Below are 17645 nucleotides of genomic sequence, written 5' to 3' on the forward strand. Positions count from 1 at the left end.
TACAATATTGCAAAGAAAACGCTACAATAAACTTTCTCTAATCACAAAAAATAAGGAAATCATAAGATGCTACAAACCATCAACTTAACGCAACGCTATGCGACTAAAAAATTGTTTGAGAATGTGAATATCAAGCTGGATAAAAACAAACGCTACGGGCTGATTGGGGCTAATGGCGCAGGAAAGTCCACTTTTTTAAAGATTTTAAGCAAGAGCATTGATTGTAGCAGTGGGGAAGTCATTATCACGAGCGGGATGAGAATGGGGGTTTTAGGGCAGGATCAATACGCTTTTGAAGATTTGAGCCTTAAAGATGCGGTTTTGATAGGCAATAAGCGTTTGTATGACGCTATCAAAGAAAAAGAGCGCTTATACACCGAAGGCGATTTGAGCGATGATAAAGTGAATGCGAGATTAGGGGAGTTAGAAACCATTTGCGTGGAAGAAGATCCCATGTATGAATGCGAAGTGGTGATTGAAAAAATCCTAGAAGATTTAGGCATTCCTAGTTCTAAACACAACGATTTGATGAAAACCTTGCCAAGCAGCGATAAATTTAAAATCCTTCTCGCTCAAGTTTTATTCCCTAAACCGGATATTTTGCTTTTAGATGAGCCGACTAACAACCTGGATTTAAACGCCATTGAATGGCTAGAAAACAACCTCAAACGCCATGAAGGCACGATGGTAGTCATCAGCCATGACAGGCATTTTTTAAATGCGGTATGCACGCACATTTTGGATTTGGATTTCCACAGCGTGCGCGAATTCAGCGGGAATTATGACGATTGGTATATCGCTTCCACTCTGATCGCTAAACAGCAAGAGGCCGAACGCAATAAAAAACTCAAAGAAAAAGAAGAGCTGGAAAAGTTTATCGCGCGTTTTAGCGCTAACGCTTCTAAAGCCAAGCAAGCCACCAGCCGCCAAAAACAACTGGATAAATTAGACATTCAAAGCTTAGCGGTATCTAGCAGGAGGGATCCTAGCATTATTTTTAAACCCAAACGCACCATTGGTAATGAAGCTTTAGAATGCGAAAACGTCTCTAAAAGTTATGATGGGCAAATGGTTTTAAATCAAGTGAGCTTGAAAGTGATGCCTAAAGATAAAATCGCTCTCATAGGGCCAAACGGCGTGGGTAAATCCACGCTTTGTAAAATTTTAGTAGAAGAATTAAAGCCTGATAAGGGCGTGGTGAAATGGGGCGCGACCGTTTCAAAAGGCTATTTCCCTCAAAACGTGAGCGAAGAAATTAGCGGGGAAGAGACCTTGTATCAATGGCTCTTTAATTTCAATAAAAAGATTGAAAGCGCAGAGGTTAGGAACGCTTTAGGGAGAATGCTTTTTAATGGCGAAGAGCAAGAAAAATGCGTGAACGCTTTAAGCGGAGGCGAAAAACATAGAATGGTTTTATCCAAGCTCATGTTAGAGGGGGGGAATTTTTTAGTCTTAGATGAGCCAACCAACCATTTGGATTTAGAAGCGATTATTGCTTTAGGCGAAGCGCTTTTTAAATTTGATGGGGCAGTGATTTGTATAAGCCATGACAGAGAGCTTATTGATGCGTATGCTAATAGGATCATTGAATTAGTCCCAAGCCCTAAAGGCGCTTCAATCATTGATTTTAAAGGCAGTTATGAAGAGTATTTAGCGAGCAAAAAATGAAACCGCAAGACATTGAAATCATTCAAAGCGTTTTAGAGATCACAGGACCGATTAAGCCTACTGAAGTTTATGATAAAGCTAAAGAGCTTTTTGAAAAAGGCGAGATTGAAAGCATGTTTGATTGTGGGGGTTACACTCCACAACAAAGCGTTAGCGCCTTTATTTATACAGCCTTAAAAAAGGGCGAAGAGCTGCCTTTTTTGAAAGTGCAAGAAAAACCGGTTTTAATCGCTTTAAACAGTGCGGCTAAAGAGCCGGTTTTAAGCGCTGAAAAAATAAGCGCTCCAAGCGTTAAAATCGCGCATAATAAAATCGCGCATGAAAGGGATTTGCACCCCTTTTTAACTTACATGGCTTTTCATAATGAAAATTTGAAATGCTACACGAAAACCATTTTTCATGAAGAGAGTTCAAAATCGCCAAAAGGCATGGACAGGTGGCTTTATCCGGACATGGTGGGGGTTAGGTTTTTGCACGCTGAATGGTCTAATGAAAATTTAATCGCTTTTTCTAAGAAATTTGACACTTTGCCCGTTAAGTTGGTGAGCTTTGAATTGAAAAAAGAAATCAGCGTGAATAATTGCAGGGAGTGTTATTTTCAAGCGATTTCTAACAGCTCGTGGGCTAATGAAGGGTATTTAGTGGGCCGTCATATTGATACGCATAATTCTAAACTCATGGATTTATTGAAGCGTTTGCATGCGAGTTTTGGGATTGGCGTGATTGATTTAAGAACGGATGAGGATAAAAGCGTTATTTTATTGAACGCTAAATACAAAGAAAAAATTGATTACACTGTGGCTTCAGAGCTTAGCGCGAAAAATGAAAAATTCAGCGTTTTTTTAAAAAGCGTTGTGGATTATGACCCAAACCACCAACACCGCTATAAAGATGAATTTGATGAGGTTAAAAAGAAAGAGGAGTTATACCCTAACCCATCACTTTCTTTTTAAAAAACGCTTTAAGCGTTTTTGTAAAAAATAGCAAAGATCTTGATTTTAATCAAGCGATAGCTTATTGAAAAAGCGGTCTTGGGGGTTAGGGGGTTTCTTAAGGGGGTTAAGGGGGTATTATCGCAAAATACCCCCTATCCCCTTAAAGAGAATGAGTTTTATCAAAAAATAGAATTTTAAAAATTTTAGTTGTCAGTGTTTGGTTAAATAAAGCCTTTATTGATTATAAGGGCGTTTCAAAAACCCTAAATAAAGCGCTAAGGAGCAGCACGACCAAGCAATCCCTAACAAAAACCCTCCTAAAACATCGCTAGGGTAATGCACCCCCAAATAAACCCTATCATACGACATTAAAACAATCCAAAAAAGTAAAACCACAGCAATAATCGTTTTAATGCGATTGTTTGCGTTAGAATAGCATAACAACAACGCCAAAGAGCCGTAAAAAAGCGCTGAAGCCAAAGCATGCCCGCTAGGGAAACTAAAGCCATGCGCAAAAACCAATTCGCCATTGGTTACAGGCCGTGGGCGCGCCACTAAAAGCTTAAGGGATTTTAAGGTGAATTCACCTAATAAGATGCTAAAGAAAAACCACACCCCCAAAGCGATGCGTTTTTGAAACCCAAACCACAAGCCAATGAGTAAGGCTATAGGGGTGGTGAGCTTGCTTTGCGCAAACCATGTGCTAAAAAACACGAAAGAAAGCCACGCGCTTTTTTGAATGGGGGCAGGGTTACGGATCAAGTCTATAAAAAATAAATCCAATTGTTGCACCCACTCTTTTTGAAAAGCCACCCCGCTTATTACGATGCCAAACAATATAAAAAAGACCACCCCAATAATCCCAAGCGTTTTGGCCGCTTTTTTTTCTCTTACGCTGATTGTTCTGTCAAATACCATTCAAACCCCTTTTAAAAAATGACTTTAAAAAAGGCGATTATAGCTTATTTACCCCACAAACGCACAGAAAACGCAAGGAATAAAAAAATAATATTCTTTGCTATAATGAACCTCTAAAGGGTGCGCGCCCAACGCCAAACAAAACCGCCAATCAAAAAAACACCAAAAAGGGGCTTATATCATGGAAAACAACCCAAACAATAACCAAGCGTTTTTAGAACGCAACGAATTGCACAACACCATTTGGAAAGTGGCGAACGAATTGAGAGGCTCAGTGGATGGCTGGGATTTTAAGCAATACGTTTTAGGCATTCTTTTTTACCGCTACATTTCAGAAAACATGACTCGTTACATCAATCAGCGAGAAAGCGATCCGAGTTTTGATTACGCTTCATTAAGCGATGAAAAGGCCGAGCGTGCAAGAGAAGGGCTTATTGAAGAAAAAGGCTTTTTCATCCCGCCAAGCGCTTTATTTTGTAACGTGTTAAAAAACGCGCCCCATAACGAAGATCTCAATGTAACCCTGCAAAATATTTTTAACGAAATAGAAAAATCCAGCCTTAGCACTCCATCAGAAGAAAATGTCAAAGGCTTGTTTGCGGACTTAGACGTCAATAGCAACAAATTAGGGAGCTCTCATTCAAATAGGGTGGAAAAATTGACTAAAATCCTTCAAGCCATAGGGGGCATGCAATTAGGCGACTACCAACAAAGCGGGATCGATGTTTTTGGCGACGCTTATGAATATTTAATGGCGATGTATGCGAGCAATGCCGGCAAAAGCGGAGGGGAATTTTTCACCCCTCAAGAAGTGAGCGAACTGCTCGCTAAAATCGCCTTGCACAACCAAGAGAGCATCAATAAAGTTTATGACCCATGCTGTGGGAGTGGATCGTTACTCTTACAATTTTCTAAAGTGCTAGGCGATAAAAACGTTTCAAAAGGGTATTTTGGGCAAGAAATCAATTTGACCACTTACAACCTTTGCCGCATCAACATGTTTTTGCATGACATCAATTACTCTAAATTCCACATCGCGCTAGGGGACACGCTTTTAGACCCAAAGCATGAAGACGATGAGCCTTTTGATGCGATCGTTTCCAACCCTCCCTATTCCACTAAATGGGTGGGCGATAACAACCCCCTTTTAATGAACGACGAGCGCTTTAGCAAAGCCGGTGTGTTAGCGCCCAAAAACGCCGCCGATCTCGCCTTCACCATGCACATGCTTTCTTATTTATCCAATCAAGGCACTGCTGCGATCGTGGAATTTCCCGGGGTGCTTTATAGAGGCGGTGCCGAAAAGAAAATCAGAGAGTATTTAGTGAAAGAGAATTTCATTGACTGCGTGATCGCTTTACCGGATAACCTCTTTTTTGGAACGAATATCGCTACTTGCATTTTAGTGCTTAAGAAAAACAAAAAAGACGACACCACGCTTTTTATTGATGCGAGTAGGGAATTTGTCAAAGAAGGCAAGAAAAACAAGCTCAAAGAGCGCAACCGAGAAAAGATTTTGCAAACCTATATTGAAAGGAAAGCCATCAAGCATTTTTGTGCTCTAGCCAATATAGAGAAAATCCAAGAAAACGATTACAATCTTTCCGTGAACCGCTATGTGGAGCAAGAAGACACGAAAGAAATCATTGACATTAAAGCGCTTAATAGTGAGATTTCTCAAATCGTGGAAAAACAGAGCGCTTTAAGAAACAGCCTTGAATCCATCATCAAAGAGTTAGAAATTTAAAGGGGGCCAAATGCATAAAATAGAGCGACTGCTCCACACTTTAGTGCCTAAGGGGGTGGAGTTTAGGAAGTTGGGGGAGGTGCTAGAATACGATCAACCCAATAAATATTGCGTAACGAGTAAAGAATTTGATAAAAGTTATCCTACCCCCGTTTTAACCGCAGGAAAAACCTTTATTTTAGGTTATACAAACGAAAAAGACAATATTTATCAAGCGAGTAAAAGCTCTCCGGTTATCATCTTTGACGATTTCACAACAGCGACCCAATGGGTTGATTTCCCTTTTAAAGTAAAATCAAGCGCTATGAAAATCTTATTCTCAAAAAATCCTACAATTAACATTAGATTTATCTTTTTTTATATGCAAACTATTCCTTATAATATCGGTGGGGAACATACAAGGCAGTGGATTTCTCGCTATTCACAATTGGAAGTCCCCATCCCACCCCTAGAGATCCAACAAGAGATCGTTAAGATTTTGGATCAATTTTCAATTTTAACCACCGATTTATTAGCCGGTATCCCCGCTGAAATAAAAGCCAGGAAAAAGCAATACGAATATTACCGAGAAAAACTACTGGCCTTCAAACCCCTCCAAAACAAGGAATAACATGAGTTATGAGACTATCGCAGAAAGCAATGAAAGCACGGTAGTAGCGGAATTTCATAGCGATAATGAAAGGAAAAGCGCTTATGAGAGCGAAGCAGAGCTAGAAAGGGCGTTTATTAAGCTTTTAGAAAAACAAGGCTATGAATTCAAAAAAATCTACAAAGAAGAAGGATTAAAAGATAATTTAAAAGAGCAGTTAGAAAAGCTTAATAATCATTATTTCACGCCCAAAGAATGGGACGCTCTTTATTCTCAATTCATCGCTAATAAAAACGATGACTATAAGGCTAAAACGAGAAAAATCCAAGAAGATCCGATTTTTAATCTCACGCTAGAGAACGGGAAAACCAAAAACATTAAAATCATTGATAAGAAAAATATCCATAGAAACGCCTTGCAAGTGATCCACCAATACAGCAATAAAGGGGGGAAGTATCAAAACCGCTATGACGTGAGTATCCTTGTGAATGGCTTGCCTTTAGTGCATGTGGAATTGAAAAAAAGAGGCGTGGCGATCAGAGAGGCGTTCAATCAGATCAAGCGCTATAAAAGGGATAGTTTTAGCACTGAAGACGGGCTTTTTGATTTTGTGCAGATTTTTGTCATCAGTAACGGCACGAGCTCTAAATACTATTCAAACACCACCAGAATAGCCCAACTGGAAAAAAACCATAAAGCCGATACTTTTGAATTCACGAATTATTGGGCGGACAGCAAGAATAACAATATTGAGAATTTAATGGATTTTGCTAAGGCGTTTTTTGCAAAGCGCAGCCTTTTGAATGTTTTAACGCGCTATTGCGTTTTCACAAGCGAAGAGGTTTTGTTGGTGATGCGGCCTTATCAAATCGTGGCGGCAGAAAGGATTTTAGAAAAAATCAAAGCCGCGCAAAATAGTAAAACTTATGGGAAAAGTGAAAACGGAGGCTATATCTGGCACACGACAGGGAGCGGTAAAACCTTAACGAGCTTTAAAAGTGCGACTTTAGCTAAAGAATTAGAAGGCGTTTCAAAGGTTTTGTTTGTGGTGGACAGGAAGGATTTAGACTATCAAACCATGAAAGAATACGATAAATTCCAAAAAGATTGCGCTAATTCCAACACAAGCACCAAGATTCTAAAACAACAGCTTGAAAACCCTAGTGCTAAAATCATTATCACCACGATCCAAAAATTAGACAAATTCGTTAAAGCCCACTCTAAAGGGCATGCGATTTTTAATGAAGAAGTGGTGATGATTTTTGATGAATGCCACAGGAGTCAGTTAGGCTCAATGCATCAAGCGATCACTAAAGCGTTTAAAAAATACCACCTTTTTGGCTTTACTGGCACGCCCATTTTTGCAGCTAATTGCGATAAAAACAACCCTTTAGGCACGACGGAGCAAAAATTTGGGAAATGCCTCCACCAATACACCATTATTGATGCGATCAGGGATAAGAATGTTTTGCCCTTTAGAGTGGAATACCATAACACCATTAAGGCTAAAGAGGGCATTAAGGATAAAGAGGTTAGAGCGGTTGATGAAAAAAACGCGCTTTTAGATACTAGGAGGATCAAAGAAATTACTAAATGCATTTTAGAGCGTTTCCATCAAGCCACTAAAAATAAAAAATTCAATTCCATTCTGGCATGCTCTGGTATAGAAGCGCTGAAAAAATACTACCAAGCCTTTAAAGAAGAAAAACACGACCTTAAAATCGCTACCATTTTCAGTTATAGCGCTAATGAAGAAATTGAAGTGCTAGAAGATGAAAACAATGAAAGCGCTAATGGGCTAGACAAAAGCTCAAGGGATTTTTTAGAGGGCGCGATTGCGGATTATAACGGGATGTTTAAAACTTCTTTTGACACTTCGGATCAAAAATTCCAAAGCTATTATAAGGATCTTTCTCAAAAAATGAAAAATCGTGAAATCGATCTTTTAATGGTGGTTAATATGTTTTTGACCGGGTTTGACGCTACAAGGCTTAATACCCTTTGGGTGGATAAAAATCTCAAATACCATGGGCTAATTCAAGCTTTTTCACGCGCAAACCGCATTCTAGATAGCGTTAAAACGCATGGGAATATCGTGTGTTTTAGGGATTTAGAGCAGGATTTGAATGACGCTCTCATGCTTTTTGGCAACAAGGACGCTCAATCTATTGCGCTATTAAGAAAATATGAAGATTATTTGAAAGGCTATACCGATAATAATAAAGAATACGAGGGCTATGAGGGTTTGATTGGAAGGCTCTTAAGCGAATTCCCTTTAAAAGAGCCGATCATTTCAGAAAGCCAGAAAAAGGATTTCATCAAGCTTTTTGGTAAGATTTTGAAATTGGAAAATATTTTAAACAGCTTTGAAAATTTTAAAAAAGACGATCACATCAATCCCAGGGATTTTCAAGACTATCAAAGCAAATACCTTGATTTTTACGATGCAATGAGGTCAGAAAAAGGGAGGGATAAAGAAGAGATTAATGATGATTTGATTTTTGAAATTGAACTCATTAAGCAAGTGGAAGTCAATATTGACTATATTTTGAATTTGATTGAAAAATTCGCTAAAGAGCATGGGGTGGAAATTCAAGGCGTTAAAACCCAAATAGAGCCGATCATCAACTCCAGCATAGAGCTAAGGAATAAAAAAGATTTGATCATGGATTTCATTGACAAATACAACAAAGACCAAGAAGTCCATGCGTATTTTCAAGATTATATCCACCAAAAAAGAGAAGAGGAATTCCAAAATATCATAGAAGAAAACCGCTTGAATGAAGAAAAAGCCTATTCGTTCATGCAGCATGCCTTTAAGGGGGGTGAAATCAATTTCAGCGGGACAAAATTCCCTGAAATCATTGAAGAAAAACCCTCCAGATTTGACAAAAATTCGCGCTATCAAGAGGTGAAAGAAAAAGTCGCTGCAAGCCTTTCTCGTTTTTTCCACCGCTTTTTTGATCTCACTAGTTCTATATTTAAGAAAGATGGGGTTAAAAAAAATGAGGTTGATGAAAAATAGTTCATGAACGCTTTTACACTCAATTTCAAGACAAGCGCCGCTTAATGGATTTTTTTGTAAAATAAAAGAAAATTTAAGGAGGCTTGTGGTGTTAAAAGAATTACGCCAAAAACGCCCTTTAGTGCATAATATCACCAATTATGTGGCGGCACAATTTGTGGCTAATGGCTTATTAGCCTTAGGGGCATCGCCTTTGATGAGCGATGCGATTGATGAAATGCAAGATTTAGCAAAAATTTCTGACGCGCTCGCTATCAATATTGGCACCCTCAATGAACGCACTATTTTATGCGCTAAAGAGGCTATCAAACATTACAAGGCTTTGAATAAACCCATTGTGTTAGATCCTGTGGGGTGTTCAGCGAGCGCTTTGCGCTATGATACAAGCTTAGAGCTTTTAGAAAGCGAAGGGGTTAGCGCACTTAGGGGTAATGCTGCCGAATTAGGCTCTTTGGTGGGAATTTCTTGCGAAAGTAAGGGGTTAGACTCTCATGATGCCACCACGCCTGTAGAAATAATCAAACGAGCGGCTCAAAAGTATTCTGTGATAGCGGTAATGACGGGTAAAACAGATTACGTGAGCGATGGGGAAAAAGTTTTGAGTATTACTGGGGGGAGCGAGTATTTAGCGCTCATTACTGGGGCTGGGTGTTTGCATAGTGCAGCGTGCGCGAGCTTTTTAGGTTTGAAAAAAGACCCCCTAGATTCTATGGCGCAACTTTGCGCGCTCTATAAACAAGCCGCTTTTAGTGCGCAAAAAAAAGTGTTAGAAAATAACGGCTCCAATGGTTCGTTCTTGTTTTATTTTTTAGACGCTCTAAGCTTGCCCATAGAGTTAGAAAACAGCCTTATTAAGGAAGAGTTGTGAAAATTTATCCGCAAGTTTTAAGCATTGCTGGTAGCGATAGCGGTGGGGGCGCTGGGATACAGGCTGATTTGAAAGCGTTTCAAACTTTGGGCGTGTTTGGGACAAGCGTGATCACTTGCATCACCGCGCAAAACACACAGGGCGTGCATGGGGTTTATCCATTGAGTGTAGAGAGCGTGAAAGCGCAAATCTTAGCCATTAGAGATGATTTTTCTATCAAGGCGTTCAAAATGGGAGCGTTATGCAATAATCAAATCATTGAATGCGTGGCGGACACTTTAGAAACTTGTGATTTTGGGTTGTGCGTTTTAGATCCGGTCATGGTGGCAAAAAATGGGGCTTTGCTTTTAGAAGAAGAGGCGATTTTAAGCTTAAAAAAACGCCTTTTACCTAAAGCCAATTTACTAACCCCTAACCTCCCTGAAGTCTATGCGCTCACAGGCGTTCAAGTGCGAGACGATAAAAGCGCTTCAAAAGCGATGGGCGTTTTAAGGGATTTAGGCGTTAAAAACGCTGTGATTAAAGGGGGGCATACAGAGCATTTTCAAGGGGAATTTAGCAACGATTGGGTGTTTTTAGAAGATATTGAATTTATCCTAAACGCCAAGCGCTTTAACACCAAAAACACGCATGGCACGGGTTGCACTCTATCTAGCTTGATTGTGGGCTTACTCGCTCAAGGGTTGGATTTGAAAAACGCTATTTCAAAGGCTAAAGAGCTTTTAACCATCATTATTCAAAACCCCTTAAATATTGGGCATGGGCATGGGCCTTTGAATTTGTGGAGTATCAAAAAGCTTGTTTGATGCGAATTGTTTGAAACTCATGTTTGTGGCTGGCTCGCAAGACTTCTACCACATAAAGGGCGGCAAAAACGATAGGATAAACGCGCTTTTAGAGACTTTAGAATTAGCTTTACAATCTCAAATCACAGTGTTTCAATTCCGCCAAAAAGGCGATTTAGCCTTACAAGATCCTGTTGAAATCAAGCAATTAGCCCTAGAGTGTCAAAAATTATGCCAAAAATACGGCACGCCTTTTATTGTCAATGATGAGGTGCAACTCGCGCTAGAATTAAAGGCTGATGGCGTGCATGTGGGGCAAGAAGACATGGCTATAGAAGAGGTAATAACTTTATGCAAAAAGCGCCTTTTTATCGGTTTGAGCGTTAACACTTTAGAGCAAGCCCTAAAAGCGCGCCATTTAGACGGCGTAGCCTATTTAGGGGTAGGCCCTATTTTCCCCACACCATCTAAAAAAGACGCTAAAGAAGTTGTAGGCGTCAATCTTTTAAAAAAAATACACGATAGCGGGGTAAAAAAACCTCTCATAGCGATTGGAGGCATCACAACAGATAACGCTTCAAAATTGCACGAATATGGGGGTATCGCAGTCATTAGCGCGATCACGCAAGCCAAAGATAAAGCCTTAGCAATTGAAAAACTTTTAAAAAAATGAACATTTTTCTACCCCAGCGTGTCCAATAAGCGCTCTTCAAAGGCAAAAAGCATGGGGGTTTTTTCGCACACGATTTCCACGCAAGAAAAGCCTAAAAGGGTGTTTTGAGCCTCTTTTAAAACCTCTTGAGTCCTTTGGAGGGTGGTTTTTAAAAAAAGCTGTTTTTCTTTTTCTTTCAAATAAATAACGCCGCCAATTTCGCCCAAGTTAGGATACAGAGCGTAAAAATCAACGCTTTGTTTTTTGGTTTTCATCTGTAAAAAGGCTTTTTTGTGCTCGTTTTCAATCACGAAGCTTAAAACCTGCGATTGCAAGCTTAAAAGCATGTTGGCTGTATTCAAAAACTCTTGCGAATTTTTAGCATGGACTAATTTTTCGCTCAAAAACTCTTTGTATTCTTTTAAAGGGGTATTGTCTTTGGCACTTAAGATTTCTTTGATTTGTTTCATTTCAAGAGCGGGCAAATCGTTTAATGCGTCTAAGATTTTTGGGGCAGGCACTAAATTTTTAAGCACAATATCGCCCAGCTGATTTCTTTGCATAGTCGCAAAATAAGGCTGATTGATTTTTAATTCCTGTTCGCTTCTGGTGGGGATAATTTTATTACCCACTTGCAAAAGAAAAAGATCTTTATCTTGTTTTTCTAAAACCTTTAAAAGAATGGGTAAAGTGGCGTTAAAATGGTGTGCGGCGTTTTTGGAATGAAGGGCGTTAAGCTGGTTTAGGGCGTTTAGGGCTTCTAACATTAAAGGGCGTTGTCTTTGATAAAATCAAGGATTTTAAAGCTCGTTTCTAATTTGTTCATAGAAGGGATTTTTTGGGTTTTTTTATGGCTAAAAAGCCACAATTCATTCTCTAATGAGCCAAAAGGGCGTGAATCTTTAATGAGATTCAAAGCAACCACAGAGCAATCCTTACCGTTATTTTGAGAAGGTTTTAAAAGATTTTGCGCGTTTTTGATAGCGTTTTGTTGGTCGTCTTCAGCTTTAAAGCCGATTTTAACGAATTGGTTAGGATTGACAGAAGCCAGTAAATCCTTATTTTGAACGCATTCAATGTTTAGGGTTTCGCCGATTTTGCTTTTTTTAAGCTTATAATTAAAAGAAGTTTTAGGCACATAATCGCTAATGGCGGCTAAATTGAAGAGTAGGGGTTTTAAGGCATGCTTTTGCAAGTTTTTAGCGGCGTTATTCAGGGCGTTTTCATAAGATTTAGTATCGCTGACGGGAACGCTTGTGATTTCTTTAGGCAAGGGAGTGGGGAAGCTTGATGCGATCAAAGTTACTTTCGCTCCCTTAAAATATAACGCTAGGGCTAATGCGCTCGCTTGAATCCCGCTAGAAAGATTGCTAATGACTCTAACGCTGTCAATCTTTTCTATACTTGCACCGCCCATGATTATGACTTCTCTGTTTTCAAAATAAGCGTCTTTTAGGAGCGTTTGAGCGGCTTTAAAAAGGATTTCTAAAGGCTCAGCCATCGCCCCGTCGCCTTTAGTATCGCATGCTAAAAGCGCGTTTTTGGTGTCTAAAATAATGTGGTTGGAATCTTTCAAGCGTTTTAAATTACTTTGAATGATAGGGGAATTGAGCATGTTAGTGTTCATGCTGGGGGCTAGGATTTTAGGGGAAGCGCAAGCTAAAAAAGTCGCGCTTACGATATTATCCGCTAAAGCGTGAGCGATTTTAGACAGGCTGTTAGCGCTTAAAGGGGCAAAGATGAGTAAATCAGCGCTAGCAGCGCATGCGATGTGGTTATGGTGCAAGGCGTTTTGGTGGTTGTAATACCATTTTTCATTATGATCATGCAAGACTTTATGGTGGCTCAAAGCTTCAAAACTTAAGGGCTTGATGAATTTTTTTGCACTCTCACTCATCACCACTTGAATACTGGCCCCGCTTTTAAACAACAAACGCACTAATTCTAGGGATTTATACGCCGCAATAGAGCCACTCACGAGCAATAAAACGCGCTTGTTTTCTAACAATCTTAAGGGGTAAAACAAATCTTCTAAAAAATTCATAGTAATTTTAACAAATCATCAGGCTCTAGCCATTTGCTGTTATTATGGCTGCTGTATTCAAAATCGGGGGCGACTTTTTGGCCTTTTTCGTGGAGTTTGGTGAGCGTGTAATCTTTAGGCGTTTGGAAGCTTATAGTAGGCTGAATGATGAAAAAGTCTTCAAATTCTAGGGCTAAATGGCTTTCATCTTTAGGGATCATCACTTCATGGAGTTTTTCGCCCGGACGAATCCCTATGATCTTAGTAGGGGTATTGGGGGCTAGGGCTTTAGCGAGATCAGTCATTTTCATGCTAGGGATTTTAGGCACAAAAATTTCACCCCCATGCATTCTTTTCAAGCTTTTAAGCACAAAAGAAACTCCCTCATCTAAAGTGATCCAAAATCGTGTCATGCGGATATCGGTAATAGGGATTTCACTCGCTTTGTTTTGGACTAATTTTTTAAAAAACGGCACCACGCTCCCACGACTCCCCACCACATTACCATAACGCACCACGCTAAATTGCGTTTGAGAAGAGCCTTTAAAGTTATTCGCGCTCACAAAGAGCTTATCGCTGCACAATTTCGTCGCACCGTAGAGGTTAATGGGGTTAGCGGCTTTATCGGTGCTTAGAGCGATGACCTGGCTCACTTCATTTTTTAAGCATGCGTTAATCACATTGCTCGCTCCCATGATATTGGTTTTAATGCATTCTAGGGGGTTGTATTCAGCGATAGGCACATGCTTGAGCGCGGCCGCATGGATACAAATATCCACGCCCTCTAAAGCGTAATTCAAGCGTTCTAAATCCCTGACATCGCCAATAAAAAAACGCATTCTGGGATCATTAAATTCCATGGCCATTTCGCTTTGTTTCAATTCATCTCGGCTATAAACGATGATTTTTTTAGCGTTGGTGGTGTCTAAAACCTTACGCACAAAGCGCTTGCCAAAACTCCCAGTGCCACCGGTGATTAAAATCGTTTTGTTGTCTAGCATGTTTTACCAGCGATAGCCTAAAGAAGCACTAAAGATTCTCAATTGCCCAATACTTGGGGATTGATACAAACTAGAACGGTTGCTCTTAAAAGTGAAACTCCCCGCCACGCCCAAATCAAAGCCCCTAAAATTGTATTTCGTCCCAAAAGCCACGGTATAGCCATTAGAATCCGGAATGCCTATCGCGTCTTGGGGGCTTGGGGCTTGGTCATAATCAATAGCGCCCATCAAACGCAAGCTTTTACCCATGTAAGTTACCCCTAATCTAAAGGTGTTGGTGTCCCTCCAGCCAGCCCCCATGTTCATCACGCTTTTAAAATTCGCTAGGCCTACCATTTTTTTAAGCGTTTCAGAGTCTAGTGAAGCCACTGTTCCGCTCAAGCCCTTGTAAGTGGCGTTCGCAAAATCAGGGGTTACTAAAAATTTATTCCCTTGACTCCAAAAAGTGCGCTCAAACACCCCTTCAACCCTTAGGCGATCTTTAAAAAATTGATGGGCGTAGGCTAAGCTTAAAGTTTGGGGGAGTGAAACATTGATATTCAAGCTGCCTTTAGTCAAAACGCTCCCTAAAGAAGGGCCAAGCTCTGTGATAGCCACTAAACCGCCTTTCATGTTGAATGTAACTGAAGAATTATACACCACCGAAAACATGCCATGATCAAACACACGCAAACTCGAACCCACTCTATACCCCCCTGATACGCCTTGCCCGTTAGACTTTTGCACGACTTCAGTCGTACCATAAAGATTCGCGCTCGCTTTGATTAAACCGCTATAACCCATGATTTTTTTCAAGCCGTTGTAAAACTCTTGACAGCTTTGATCGCTCATATCCCCACCGGCTTTTTGGCAATTAAGTGCCGGCTGATAGCCAATATTGCCTAATAAAGTCATCATATTACTTGGCACTTGATCGGCAAAAACATTGTTGGGTAAATTTAAGATTTGCTCCGCGCTCAAAACCGAAGCGCCCTCTAAAGGCACATAAACGGTGTTATTAAAGCTCCCGGTCGCATAAAGCCCCCTTAAGCCCACGCCCACTGAAAAGCGCTTATTGATAGTATAACTCATGCTAGGAGCGAGCTCTACCATCATGATAAACACATCATGCAAGAATTCCCCCCCCTTACCATTCCATTTCATACCCAACCCGCTAGGAGCGGTAAAACTCCCCCCAAAAGTGAAGCCGTTATGCGTGCGCGTTTTATAAAAGAATTTGGGTAAAACAAAATTAGTCGTGCCCGTCCAGCCATTCACGATTTGAGAATCAGGCTTTGAAGCGAGGGTTACGACTTTTTGATTGGTTAGATTCATAAGCCCTTGAACCCGATTGATTGCTTGTGATAAGCCATTGGTAGCGGCCGTATTGCCAAGCGCTTTAAGGATATTGCCAAGCCCTATAGTGTTGATGATGCCTAAAATATTTTGTTGGCTTTTATCAATTTCTAAACTCGTTACCGAATACAGGCCTTGATTGGTCGTAGGGACTTTAAAGCTAAAGGCTGGAATGTTAATCACGGTGGTGGTCATTTCAAATTCGCTTCTGTTTTCACCCCAATCGTTAGTAAAGCCCATATTCGCCGGGTTGTAAAAGGAAGCATCAGCCCCCCTAGCCCCAGCGACATACGCCGAGCCTAAAGCCGTGCCATTTAGGCTTTGCTCTTGGATTTTAAAGCCATTGGCATAAGAAAGCAAGGGCAGGCTCAAAGCGATTAAATGGCGTTTTTTGAGCTTTTTAAGACAATAGAGTGGGGAAAAGTTTTTCATTGAAGCTCGCTATCAGCGTTTTCATTGTCTTCTAAATCTTGCAAAGAAGGCTCATAGGGTTCAATCCTAATAGCAATTTTTTGCGTCAAATTCTGGAAAGAAATCAGGCCATTTTTTCTTTCATAAAGGATAATTTCCCCGCTTTTTTGAAACCTTTGGATCACGTATTCAGGGGTTAGGTGGCGCTTGCCTAAGCCCTTAAAAATATCCCTCCCTAAAACAATGTCATCAAACAAATCCCCATAGCTCACCTTACCAAACAAATCCCTTGCAGCAATCCATTTAGCCGAACATTTTTGGCTAAAACAAATGTTCCGTTTAGTCATGTAAATATCGCCCACTCTTTGGCTGAGCTTGTAAAGGGTTACTTCAATATTATGGTCTTTATCGGTTTTAATCGTGCCGTAATCATAAAAGCGAAAAACCGGCGTGTTAATATAAATGAGCCTGAATTGGCGCAAGGCATTCAAAGTCTCTTCTCTTTTTTTATTGGCTTCTTCTTGTCTGATTTGCTCCCTAGTTTTGGGGGTTTGCTTAGAAAAAGGGTGCTTGGAGCAAGAGACAAAAAAAAGCGTCATGAAAAATAATAAAAAAGCGTTTTTAAAATACCGCATGATTATAGAGTAAGATGGTTCATCCTCTCGCTCCGCTCAAAATACGATACCAAATCCTGCCGTCTAATTTAAGCTCCATGCTCACTTGACACAAGCCGTCTTTATAGATGGTCTCAGTGATTTCAGCGTTACGAATGAGAGCATTCACTCTCGTTTTAATCACGGAATTTTGTAAAACCATGTCTTTGACGGTGTCTTGAGCATTCACCCTAATACCATACATTTTTTCACCCAATTGGCGGTAGCCATCAACAATAGCCGCCCGCTTGGCCAAAGCCAAGGCTTGAGAGGGCGAAATGGTGGATTCTGGAGCCACACCCATGCCCACTGCGTTCAATTCAATGACATTATTAGGCGTGAGAATGGGGGTGTTAGGGATAGCGTTAGTGGGGTTAGAGCTAATGATGGGCTGATTGTTATTCTCAAAGCGTGGGCTTGGGAGAGGCTGAATGCTCTTTCTGGGGGTGAAATTGGTTGGAGGATAAATGGGGGCTTGCAAGCCATTAGCTGAAGGGGGGATTAACTGAGCGTTAGTGTTACGCTTTTTAAAAAGACTGCAACCACTTATCAAAAGAGAGGCAACAAGCAATGAATTAATACCAAAAAAGGCAGTGTGCAAACGCATGGGCATTTTCCTTAAAATGAGTTTATCAAGTCTATTATATCATTTTTGAAGGGATTTGTCATGCGTATATTCTTAACTAATCTTATAAGGCTAGTGAGCTTTAAGTTTAAAGTCTAGGGGGTTATGATTTATTTTTTGGCTTTCCTAAAATTTTTAATAGGGATCACTCAATTTTTTAAAAAAGGGATTTTAATGGCTTGATTGTATCGTTTTGAGGTTTTATTTTATGATAAAACTCATTTTTTAAGTTTGATTTTTAAATTCATTTTTTAAGAGAGTAGGGGGCATTTTGAAAAATTCTCCCCTACAACCCACAACTAAAAACCCCTTAAAGAGTGCTTTTTAAGAGGTTATCGCTTGTTTTTTGAAAGATCTTTTTAATTGTAAAAAATGCTTTGAATATTTTTTAAATAAGATGAAAAATAAAA

The 17645-nt window shown here is 40.1% G+C and carries 14 protein-coding genes and 2 pseudogenes; 9 read left to right on the forward strand and 7 right to left on the reverse strand.

All coding sequences use genetic code 11. The features are described from left to right. Nucleotides 1-66 precede the first annotated feature (66 nt). Nucleotides 67-1668: an ABC-F family ATP-binding cassette domain-containing protein gene (locus tag HPB14_RS02420; RefSeq protein WP_000942130.1), complete on the forward strand. Its 1602-nt coding sequence runs from the start codon at nt 67-69 to the stop codon at nt 1666-1668. Continuing rightward, nucleotides 1665-2621, forward strand: coding sequence for a COG2958 family protein (locus HPB14_RS02425; RefSeq protein ID WP_000804186.1), 957 nt, complete (start codon nt 1665-1667; stop codon nt 2619-2621). Before HPB14_RS02420 ends, HPB14_RS02425 begins: the two co-directional genes overlap by 4 nt. Before the next feature lie 216 nt (nt 2622-2837). On the opposite strand, the gene HPB14_RS02430 is transcribed toward HPB14_RS02425, so the two are convergent. Continuing rightward, nucleotides 2838-3521, reverse strand: coding sequence for a phosphatase PAP2 family protein (locus HPB14_RS02430; protein WP_000230806.1), 684 nt, complete (start codon nt 3519-3521; stop codon nt 2838-2840). An 18-nt stretch (nt 3522-3539) separates the two neighbouring features. On the opposite strand from HPB14_RS02430, the pseudogene HPB14_RS08565 reads away from it, so the two are divergent. The 7 genes and pseudogenes from HPB14_RS08565 to thiE all read left to right on the forward strand — a co-directional run bounded on the left by HPB14_RS08565 (nt 3540) and on the right by thiE (nt 11208). Further along, nucleotides 3540-3739 (forward strand): annotated as a pseudogene (locus HPB14_RS08565) (type I restriction endonuclease). Beyond that, nucleotides 3703-5268 (forward strand): type I restriction-modification system subunit M, encoded by a 1566-nt coding sequence (locus HPB14_RS02435; protein ID WP_000429955.1) that lies wholly within the window; start codon nt 3703-3705, stop codon nt 5266-5268. The pseudogene HPB14_RS08565 and the gene HPB14_RS02435 overlap by 37 nt, the downstream one beginning before the upstream one ends. 28 nt (nt 5269-5296) lie before the next feature. Beyond that, nucleotides 5297-5878, forward strand: a pseudogene (locus tag HPB14_RS02440) (restriction endonuclease subunit S); the annotation flags it as partial. Nucleotide 5879: 1 nt separating this feature from the next. Then, nucleotides 5880-8882, forward strand: coding sequence for an HsdR family type I site-specific deoxyribonuclease (locus HPB14_RS02445; RefSeq protein WP_000119726.1), 3003 nt, complete (start codon nt 5880-5882; stop codon nt 8880-8882). An 88-nt stretch (nt 8883-8970) separates the two neighbouring features. Then, a complete protein-coding gene (thiM, locus tag HPB14_RS02450; protein WP_014658441.1) occupies nt 8971-9750 on the forward strand; it encodes a hydroxyethylthiazole kinase in 780 nt (259 codons plus the stop codon). Continuing rightward, on the forward strand, nt 9747-10556 hold the full coding sequence (gene thiD / locus HPB14_RS02455) for a bifunctional hydroxymethylpyrimidine kinase/phosphomethylpyrimidine kinase (RefSeq protein ID WP_000708596.1): 810 nt from the start codon (nt 9747-9749) through the stop codon (nt 10554-10556). The genes thiM and thiD overlap by 4 nt, the downstream gene beginning before the upstream one ends. After that, entirely contained in the window at nt 10549-11208 is a 660-nt protein-coding gene (gene thiE, locus HPB14_RS02460; protein WP_000459020.1) for a thiamine phosphate synthase, read from the forward strand. The genes thiD and thiE overlap by 8 nt, the downstream gene beginning before the upstream one ends. Before the next feature lie 8 nt (nt 11209-11216). Here thiE and HPB14_RS02465 read toward each other — a convergent pair whose 3' ends face one another. The 6 genes from HPB14_RS02465 to HPB14_RS02490 are packed head-to-tail and all read right to left on the reverse strand — an operon-like array spanning nt 11217 to nt 17217. Further along, complete coding sequence (locus HPB14_RS02465) at nt 11217-11954, reverse strand: hypothetical protein (RefSeq protein ID WP_000888422.1); 738 nt, start codon at nt 11952-11954, stop codon at nt 11217-11219. Continuing rightward, nucleotides 11954-13231, reverse strand: a complete 1278-nt coding sequence (gene coaBC / locus HPB14_RS02470) for a bifunctional phosphopantothenoylcysteine decarboxylase/phosphopantothenate--cysteine ligase CoaBC (RefSeq protein WP_001009973.1) — start codon at nt 13229-13231, stop codon at nt 11954-11956. Before coaBC ends, HPB14_RS02465 begins: the two co-directional genes overlap by 1 nt. Further along, complete coding sequence (gene pseB / locus HPB14_RS02475) at nt 13228-14211, reverse strand: UDP-N-acetylglucosamine 4,6-dehydratase (inverting) (protein ID WP_000886527.1); 984 nt, start codon at nt 14209-14211, stop codon at nt 13228-13230. Before pseB ends, coaBC begins: the two co-directional genes overlap by 4 nt. 3 nt (nt 14212-14214) lie before the next feature. Further along, a complete protein-coding gene (locus tag HPB14_RS02480) occupies nt 14215-15978 on the reverse strand; it encodes an OmpP1/FadL family transporter (RefSeq protein WP_000788042.1) in 1764 nt (587 codons plus the stop codon). Continuing rightward, nucleotides 15975-16592 carry an HP0838 family lipoprotein gene (locus HPB14_RS02485; RefSeq protein WP_001268507.1) on the reverse strand — a complete coding sequence of 206 codons (618 nt, stop codon included), beginning with the start codon at nt 16590-16592 and terminating at the stop codon, nt 15975-15977. Before HPB14_RS02485 ends, HPB14_RS02480 begins: the two co-directional genes overlap by 4 nt. Before the next feature lie 19 nt (nt 16593-16611). Beyond that, entirely contained in the window at nt 16612-17217 is a 606-nt protein-coding gene (locus HPB14_RS02490; RefSeq protein WP_001236599.1) for an LPP20 family lipoprotein, read from the reverse strand. Nucleotides 17218-17645: the final 428 nt, after the last annotated feature.

Origin of the sequence: Helicobacter pylori HUP-B14, assembly GCF_000259235.1 — a bacterium.
GTDB lineage: Bacteria > Campylobacterota > Campylobacteria > Campylobacterales > Helicobacteraceae > Helicobacter > Helicobacter pylori_CU.